1 protein-coding gene and 1 pseudogene are annotated in these 9,156 nt (G+C 71.3%); one reads left to right on the top strand and one right to left on the bottom strand.

Annotated features, from left to right (window positions below):
* Positions 1–4,213, bottom strand: a pseudogene (locus tag ACWGN5_RS41235) (polymorphic toxin-type HINT domain-containing protein); the annotation flags it as partial.
* A 670-nt stretch (positions 4,214–4,883) separates the two neighbouring features.
* Between ACWGN5_RS41235 and ACWGN5_RS41240 the strand changes: the two are divergent.
* Complete coding sequence (locus ACWGN5_RS41240) at positions 4,884–9,119, top strand: ricin-type beta-trefoil lectin domain protein (RefSeq protein WP_453524009.1); 4,236 nt, start codon at positions 4,884–4,886, stop codon at positions 9,117–9,119.
* Positions 9,120–9,156: the final 37 nt, after the last annotated feature.

Raw genomic sequence — 9,156 nt, forward strand, 5'->3', positions numbered from 1 at the left:
CCGTGTAGGTGAACGTGGTTCCGGCGGCCTGTCCCACGTCGGTGCCGGGCAGGGTGATCTTGGAGCCGGTCTCGCGGTAGCCGTCGTCGTAGCCGAGGACGGTGCGGGTGTACTGCTGTCCGGAGGCGCCGCCGACGAATCGGGTGGACGAGGCGAGCTTGCCCTTGGCCACGGTGTCGTAGGTCCAGCGGACGAGCTGCTTGCCGGACGTCACGGCGCCGTCGTAGAGGCCCGTCCTACGACCCAGCAGGTCGTAGGTGTAGACGAGGTTCGTCCCCCGGGCGTCCTTGGAGGACACGAGCCGGGAGGCCGTGTCGTAGGTACGGGTGGTCGCTCCCGCGTCCGGGTCGGTGCCGGAGATCTGCCGGCCCCGCACGTCGTAGCCGAAGGTCCACGTGTTGCCGCCGGCGTCCTTGCGGGTCAGCGGCTTGCCGTCGACGGTGAAGGTGTAGCGGGAGATGTCGGCGTCCGCCGGATTCCCCGTGGCGGTCGGTGTGCGGTACTGCCAGCGTTCGGTGACCCGTCCGCGGGCGTCGGTGATCGTGCCGGCGGGCCAGGCGCCCGGCGGGGGCACGATGTCGGTGCGGTCGGCTCCCGGGTAGGAGGTGACCGTGGCGTGCTGCTTGACGCCCAGGGACCAGAACTCCGAGGCCGTGATGCGGCCCATGCCGTCGTGGGCGTTACGGGTCTGGGAGGGAATGGCGCTGTCGGCCGCGGTCAGCAGGGTGCCGCCCGGGGCCGCCTGGTCGTTGTACCAGGTGTTGCTGGTCCGCTCGACCCGGCCCTGGGAGTCGTACCGGGTGTCGCTGACCATCCGCCCGGTGTAGGCGGGGTTGGCGGGAGTGGCCTGGGACTGGCGCGTGCGGCCGAACCCGTCGAGCAGATCGACCTTGCGCGTGTACACGGGGGTCTCCCCGTCGCGCTTCAGAGTCGCCGTGGTCACCGTGGACGGCACGCCCGTCTGGTTGGAGGTGGCGTAGCTGTACACCGTGTCGGCGTTCGGGGTGCTCTCCGGTGACCGCCCGGCCGTCCACACCTGGGTGAGGCGGCCGAGGGCGTCATGGCGCTGCACGACGGTACGGCCGTTCGGGTCCTGTGCGGTCAGCGGCAGGGCCCGGCGGGAATCGAAGGTGTTGACCGTGTCCCAGGTCGCCCCGGCGACGCCGGGGGCGGCAGCGGAGTACACCGTGCTGGTGGGCAGCTCGCCCGGCGCGTCGGAGCGGTACGACGTGCTGTCGCTCTTGCCCCCCGGGTGCTGGAGGTCGGTGCTGGCCGGCTCGGTGGAGGAGGTGGGGCGGCCGTAGGCGTCGTACGCGGTCGTGTTGACCGTCGTGAACACCGCCGTGCCGTCGGCCTCGTACCGCTCGAGCACCTCGCCGGAGGTCGGCAGGGAGGTCGTGCCCGACTGCCCGTGCGGCCGGCCGTCGTACAGGATGCGGTTGCGGTTCAGGGTGTTCGCCGCGGTCGGGGTCGCGGTGCAGGCGTCCGGGCCGGAGACCGTGAGCCGTTCGCTGATGAGGTCCTGGCGGCCGGTGGCCGAGCCGTCGGCGTACGAGACGCGCTCGCAGGCGTCGGGCAGGCCGTCGGCCTGTTCCAGGGTGCTGACCGTGCGGTTGGCATGGCCGGCGTCACGGGTGGTCGTCCGCGTGACGGCACGCCAGGTCCCGTCCGCCTTGAGGGCGCGGGACGTGGAGGAGGCGACCGTGGCGTTGTAGCGGGCCGTCAGGTCCGGGAGTCCGTCGCCCCGTCCCTGCGTGGCGGTGACCACGTCTCCCGTCGCGGTGCCCACCGTCTGCTGGATCACCTTTCCGCCGGCCTGGTCGAAGGTCTCGGTCTGCAGCGACTGTCCCGCGAGCCATTCGGCGTCGGGTGTGGTCCGGCCGATGGCGTCGACGAGCTGGACGTCACGCGTGGACCCGTCCTTGCGGACGTCTCCGTGCATGCCCTGCCGGAACGTGGTGCGGGACTGGGACTTGGGCCCGTCGGTGCCGGTGCCCACGGTGGTGGTGACGGTCGCGAAGCCGCGGAACTCGCCCCAGGTACGGGCCTTCGGGTCGGTGTACTTGCTGTCGTCGCGGTGCCAGCCCGCCGGCCCGTAGGTGTAGGCCGTGATGCGCTGCGGCGCGTCCGTGGCCGTGTCGTTCTCCGTCAACGACTTGACCGTGTACCGGTTGAACCAGTCGAGCACGGGGTCGGCGCCCGCCACGGAGCCCGGCGGGGTCCACCGGACCGGGTAGCAGGAGCGCGTGTTGTCGTCCTCGCCGGCCGGCATCACGTGGTTGACGCGGGAGCAGTCCGGGAGGTTGTAGTCGACGTTGAGGACACCGCCCGTCTCATTGCGGATCTGCTGGATGCGCGGCCGGTTCATCAGCGGCGGCGCGGGCACGAGGTCGGTGCCGTCGACGCGGTTGGGGAGCATGACGGGGGTGAACGAGACCGGCGGCAGGCTCACGGCCGGGTTCGCGGTGTGTCCGGTGCGCTGGACCGAGTCGAGCCACAGGGCCTTCTGGCTGCTGTTGTCCTTGGGGTCCGGGAAGCTGTGGGTCAGGGCGTACGAGTCGACGTCCTGCCACACGCCCCCGACCCGGACCTGGGTGGTGACGGCCGTCAGGCGGCGGGTGCTGAAGTAGGTGGGGCCGTAATTGGTGCAGGCCCCGGTGTCTTTGCACTCCTGGTCGACGGGGACGTCCGGCCAGTTGCCCTTGTTGGCGACGGTGCGGTTGACCGGGTCGCAGGCGGTACCGCCCGCGAGGCAGCGCTCCTGCGTGGTGAACAGCACGCGTGCGGCGGGCTGGAGAGCGCCCTTGGCGGCGATCTGTTCGGGCAGCCGCTGGCCGTAGGCGAGGGAGGCCACGGTGGTGGCCCTGGTGTAGGCGGTGCGGGTGCCGTCGCCGTTGTTCTGGCCGCCGCCCCGGGCGTAGTAGTTGATCTCCGGAGCCCAGGTGTACGTGGTCAGGTTGCCGCGCGGGTCCACGCTGTAGTCCAGCGAAAGGCGCTGCCACATCTGGCACCAGGAGGCCTTGCCCTTGGCCGTGTCGTGGCAGGGGTCTCCGCTGTTCGGGGCGTAGACGGGCACGGTGGACACGGACTTGGTCGCCGGGTCCGAGCCGTCGCCGCCGGGGAGATGGTTGGCTCCGAAGTAGTAGACGGTGCCCGAGCTGTCCGTCAGCTTGGCGTGGACGCCGTCGTGGGCACCGTTGTCGGCGCCGGAGAGGAATTCGATCCTGCTTCCGTCGTCGTCCTTCAGCCGCCATACGCCTGTGGCGGCGTCGGCGGAGGTGCCGGCCGTTCCGGCGTTCTTGTCGCGTACCAGGGAACCGGAGCGGTCTCCGAATGACAGGGTGGCGTTGAAACCGCCCCAGCAGAGGTCTCCCGATCCGGCGATGCCCGCCCTGTCGCAGGGCTTGTAACTCCGCTCGATGAACCCGGGGTTGTAGTCCCAGCCGTCACCGATCCAGGAGGCCTGGGCGTTCGTCGCGGAGGTCTTGCCGTCCACGGCGGAGGAGTTGTAGCCGAGTGCGACGGCCGGAACGGCTCCGCCGAGCCCCGGGGGCATCTGAACCGGGTAGCCGTACGTCAGCGCGCCGGACGCCCCTCCGGCGGTCCAGCCGGAGGAGGGCGACAGATTGGTCGCGGCGTAGGTGCCGCCGCCGCCGGAGGCTCCGGTCTCGGCGGCGAGCAGGAAGGCGCCGGTGCCGGTGGCGGCCGTGGTCACGGCGTACGACGCCCTGGTGACGGTGCTTCGGCGCGCCGTGCCGGGTGACGTCGCGGGGGCCGCGGGAAGCCGCACCTCCGCTGTCAACCGGTCTGCCGCCTTGTCGTACCGGGCGACCAGCGGCGTGCGGACGCGGCAGGAGGGCGCGGCGGGGGTGGTCGCCGCACAGGCGGGCAGAGCCACCAGGCGTCCGCGCGAGGCGAAGTCGGCACCCAGGGCGGAGCGCAGGGCGTCCACGTCGATGCCCACCCTGATCGCACGGGGGCTCTCGGCCGCCGGTGCCGACAGTGCGAACAGCAGGCCGTCGACACCGGCCGCCCGGGCGGCCTTGTCGTCGCTGCGGACGACCGTGACGCGGGCCGGCGAGGCGGTCCGCACCGCCGGGGTCCGCTTCCCGTGCGGCGCCGCCGGTTCTACCCACAGGGGCAGTGTGCCGGCGCGCACGGCCGTTCCCGGCCGGGCTCCGGCGAGTTCGGCGTCGCCCGTCGCACGGGTCACGGCCGGGCGCCGGTCCGGCGTGGTGCGCGGAGGAACGGGGTATCGCGGCTTGGCTCGGGCCGGGGTGGCGGCCCTCCGGACCTCGACGGATTCGGTGGTCGGCAGTGGGGTGCCCGGCGGCTTCCACAGCCTGGTGAAATCGGGTTTGGGCGGCGCTGCCTGCGCCGCGGGCGCGGCGAGCACGGACGCCGTGAGCGCCAGAACGAGCGAGCCGGCCGATATGAGACGTGATCTTCGCGCAGAGTGGCGCAAGCCATGGACTGGCATGGCACTTCCCCCGGTGTGTGCTGAGTTGAATGCCGCGACCGCCATGGGCGCGTCGGGCCGAAACGACCGGAAACTACCAGGTGACGGCGGTGTGGACCGCCTCTCCACCTACCGATACAAGGCGTGACTCATCTCACAGGAAGGACAATTGCTCTGCAATTCCGCATGCGGGGCGGAACGGGAAGCGAACCTTTTGGTCGCGCCCATGGCCGGGTGACAGGGTGCGGCTGACCTCTGCGCAGCTGTGCGCCAGGGGGAGTTACTCATGGGGGAGACCCGCATGTCCGCCGTACCCAGACCCGGACGACACCTGTCCGGCGATGAGGCCACCGCAACCCACCTTGCCCGAAGAGACCGCGGAACGCGATACCGAGGGCCAATAGGGCTTGTCAGTTTGTCACTTGTGGCCGCTCTCGCCACTCCGCTGCCGCTGGCAGCCGCCGCGGAGGCGGCGACGCCCACACCGTCACCCGCGCCTTCGGCGCGCATCGCCACGGCCGAACGGCAGGCCGCGCACGCCGGGGGACGCCGGGGTGCCGTCCTCGACGCCCTGGCCCGGGCGAAGAAGACCCGCAGGGACGTGCCCCTGCCGCAGCTGACCGACGAGTACACCACCACGGTGGCCACCCCCGCGGGCAGGCTGCGCTCCGATCGCAGCCTCCAGGTCCAACGGGTGAAACGGGCGGACGGCTCCTGGGCGGCGCTCGACGACACCCTGACCCGGCGTGCCGACGGCACGCTCGGCCCCGCGGTCGCCAGCGCCTCGCTGGCCATCTCAGGTGGCGGTACGGGCCCGTTGGCGACGATGACGGCGTCCGACGGCAGCAGCCTCGCGGTCTACTCGCCGTTCCCGGCCCCGCTGCCCAAGCCCGAACTCGAGGGCAGCGGAGCGCTGTACCGGAACATCGCCCCGGACACCGACCTCAAGGTGACCGTCACGAAGTGGGGCGGATACAGCACCGTCCTGGTCCTCAACACCCCTGCCGCCGCCGCCAACCCGAAGGTGCGCGAGCTGGTGTTCCCCGCGCGGGCGAAGGGCCTGACGCTGGGGAAGGACGAGCACGGCAACCTGTCGGCCCGCCGCGGCGACAGCACCGTCTTCAGCGCTCCCCCGCCGCGGATGTGGTCCGCCGGCCCGGCGCGTACGCCGGCTGCCCGAGCCATGGCGAAGCTGGCGGCGGCCGACGGCCGGACCGCGCCGGACCTCCGGCCGAGCACTGCCGAGGAACCCGGCACGACGGCCACCGTGGCCGACATCCCGGTGGCCTCGGCCGCGGTGACGCCGGCCGGAAGTCACAGCTCCGGACCCTCGGTGTCGACGGGCTCGATCGTCATGAAGCCCTCGCCGGAGCTGCTCGACGCCTCCGCCACCAGCTATCCCGTCTATGTCGACCCGTCGTGGTCCCCGGACGCCCGGGGCAAGCAGCACCACGCCTGGGTGATGTCGGCATGGACCGGCACCGGCAACTTCGACCGCACCGGCTCGTCCGACCGCGACCGGCCGGGCATGGGCTACCAGGGCTGGGAGAGCCCGTACGGCATCGAGCGGGCCCTGTACGAGTTCGACATCCACGGATACACCGGGGCGCACATCAACCGGGCCACCCTGAGGGTCAACCAGTACATCTCCTCGGACTGGTCGTGCACCACGAAGTACCCCGTCACGCTCTACCGTGCCCGTGAGTTCGACTCGTCCGTCTCGTGGAACAACCACGAGGTGCGGGAGTGGCTCGGCAGCAAGGACGTCCCCGGCAACGGGCACAGCCAGTCCTGCTACGGCGACATCGGAATCGACTTCGACATCACCGGCGCGATGCGCGACGCCATCCGGGACGTGAGCAAGCCGATCGCCTTCGTCCTGCGCGGACGCGAGGGCTCCGGCGACAAGATCGCCTTCAAGCGCTTCTCGTACGACGCCACGCTGAGCACCGAGTACGACTTCCCGCCCGACACGCCGCAGAACCCGCGCGCCACGCCGACGCCGCGCAGGGTCACCGCCGGTGACACCAACGCCTGCGGGGCCGTTCCGTCGAGCGAGTACGGCTGGGTGACGAGCACCAACACCACGCTGACGTCCTGGGTGAAGAGCCCGAACCAGGGCCAGCTGACCGAGTGGGTGAACGTCTGGGACGAGAGCGCGGGCAACGCCACCGCCCACACCAACTGGTCCGGCTTCGTGTCCAGCGGCTCCGACGCGTCCTACACCCTGCCGTACGGCACCCTGCAGGACGGGCACCGCTACGGCTGGGTGACCCACGGCGACGACGGCCTTCTGCGCGGTCCGGCCAGCACCACCTGCCACTTCGGGGTGGACCTGACGCCCCCGACGCTGGCCTTCGGCGACTTCACCGACCCCGCCACCCAGTTCCCCCCGTCGGGCAGCGGCAGGACGACCCAGCTGCACGTGAACCAGCAGGGCAGCATTCCGGTCTCGGCCTCCGACCCGGGAAGCGGTTCGGGCCTGGCCTGCATCGAGTACGGCTACGACCCGCAACTGGCCGGCGCGACCCGCACCTGCGCCAAGGGCCTGACGGTCGGCGAGATCAAGACCACCCCGACCAAGTGGGGCACCAACATCCTGTACGCCCGCGTCCTGGACGAGGCGGGCAACTCCTCGCAGACGATGTCCTACTCGTTCTACGTGCCCTGGGCTCCCGGACCGGTGGCCTTCGGCGACACCAACGGTGACGCGCGGCCCGACATGCTCGTCCCGGACACGTCCGGCAACCTGATCACGTTCGGCAGGGCCATGGCACCCGGCGATGCCACCCCTCCCCCGTTCGGGACGGCGGCCCCGGTGGCACAGTCACCGGAGGTCTCCGCCGATCGGACGTGGAAGGACTACCGGGTCTCCCACCGAGGCTCGATGGACCCTGGACGCAACGTCGACGACCTCTTCGCCCACCGCGAGCCGACCGTCATCGGCGGCACCGGCGGCGACCAGCTGTTCGTCTACAGCAACACCCTGTCCGACCCCGGCCGCTTCACCCTGGGCACCCAGCGCGCCCAGAGCCGGCCGAACTGCAGCACGGCCCTGACGGACTGCACGGGCTACCACAACAACGTCGGCTGGAAGTACACCTCCCAGCTCACCCCGATCGGTGCCGTCACCGACACCCGCACCCCGAGCGGCCAGGTCACCTCGGCCACCGGACTGCTCGCGGTGGAGTCCGGTCACCTCTGGTACTACCCGCCCAAGTCGGCCGTCGCGCTGCGCCCTCCGGTCAAGGTCGACACCGGCGACTGGGACAACAAGGACCTGATGGTGCCGGGCGCCACCCGCACCATCGGCAAGGACGTCGCGAGCGCCCCGAGCCTCTGGGTCCGCGACCGCCAGTCGGGTGAGATCCGGCAGTACACACTGACCACAGCGGTTCTCGAGGACACCCTCGGCGAGTACCCCGTGGTGACCGGCGTCGCCGCGAACCCGACGGCTCCGATCGGCGTCGGCTTCAGCCTCGGCACGTTCCCGCGGGTGGGGTCCGAAGGCGATGTGACCGGCGACGGGATCCCCGACATCTGGGCGGTCGACCAGCAGAACGTGCTCAGCGCGTACGCCGGCGTGGCCACGGACGGTGTGCTGACCGGTTTCGATGAGAACACCGTACGGGGCTCCACCAAGGCGCCCTACGCGCACTGGCCCCTGACGGCCGACGCGAAGGGCTTCCCGGCCGCCTTCGGTGGGACCGCCGCCAACGTGACCTACACCGACGACACCGTCGACGGCCACCCGGCCAAGGTCGCCGTCTTCAACGGCACGGACTCCACCGTGACGACGGCCGGACCGGTCGTGGACACCCGGAAGAGCTTCACCATCACCACCTGGGCCAAGATGGCGGCCCCGGACGGCGTCATCGTGAGCCAGGACACCGTCCACGGGAGCGCCTTCATGCTCTGGGCCGACTCCGGCCACTGGCGCTTCGCCCTGGCAGCCGACGACACCGACGGCTGGCCGTACCACTACAACACCACCGTCACCCCGGCGAACGCCTTCAAGGCGGACACCTGGACCCACCTGGCAGCCAGCTACGACGCGACCACCGGGATGATGAACCTGTACGTCAACGGTGTGCTCGCCTCCAGCGGACACCACCCGGCGAACACCAGCCCGGCTCCCTCGGGCTCGCTCGTCATGGGGCGGTACAAGTACCAGAGCGGACCGCGCAACTTCCTGAACGGCAGGATCGGCGGACTGGCCGTCCACGACTCGGCGGTCGCGCCGACCCCGACGGGTCCGATCCGGTTCGCTGCGAGCCCCGACGTCTGTCTGGACCTTCCCAACGGCGAGCCGTCACGGGGCCTCCAGACCTGGGGATGCAACGGAACCCCCGCCCAGCAGTTCGCCATCAAGGGCGACGGCTCCATCCAGGCGGCGAGCTGGTGCGTGGACGCGGTCCAGGAAGGCACGGCCAACGGGACGCAGATATCCATGTGGTACTGCAACAACGGCGGCAACCAGCGGTGGCTTCCCCGCGCCGACGGCAGCATCTACAACCCGGCCTCCGGTCGCTGCCTGGACATGCCCTGGGGTGACGTCGCCTGGACCAGGCGGCCGGCGCTCTTCGACTGCAACGGCACGTCGGCGCAGCGCTGGAGCGTCCCGGGACTCCTCACCCCGGCCCTCCCCGCGATGCCGTAACCCCACGTGACCCGACCCCGCGCCGGGGGCGTCGAGC

The sequence above is a fragment of the Streptomyces sp. NPDC055815 genome, from assembly GCF_053616475.1.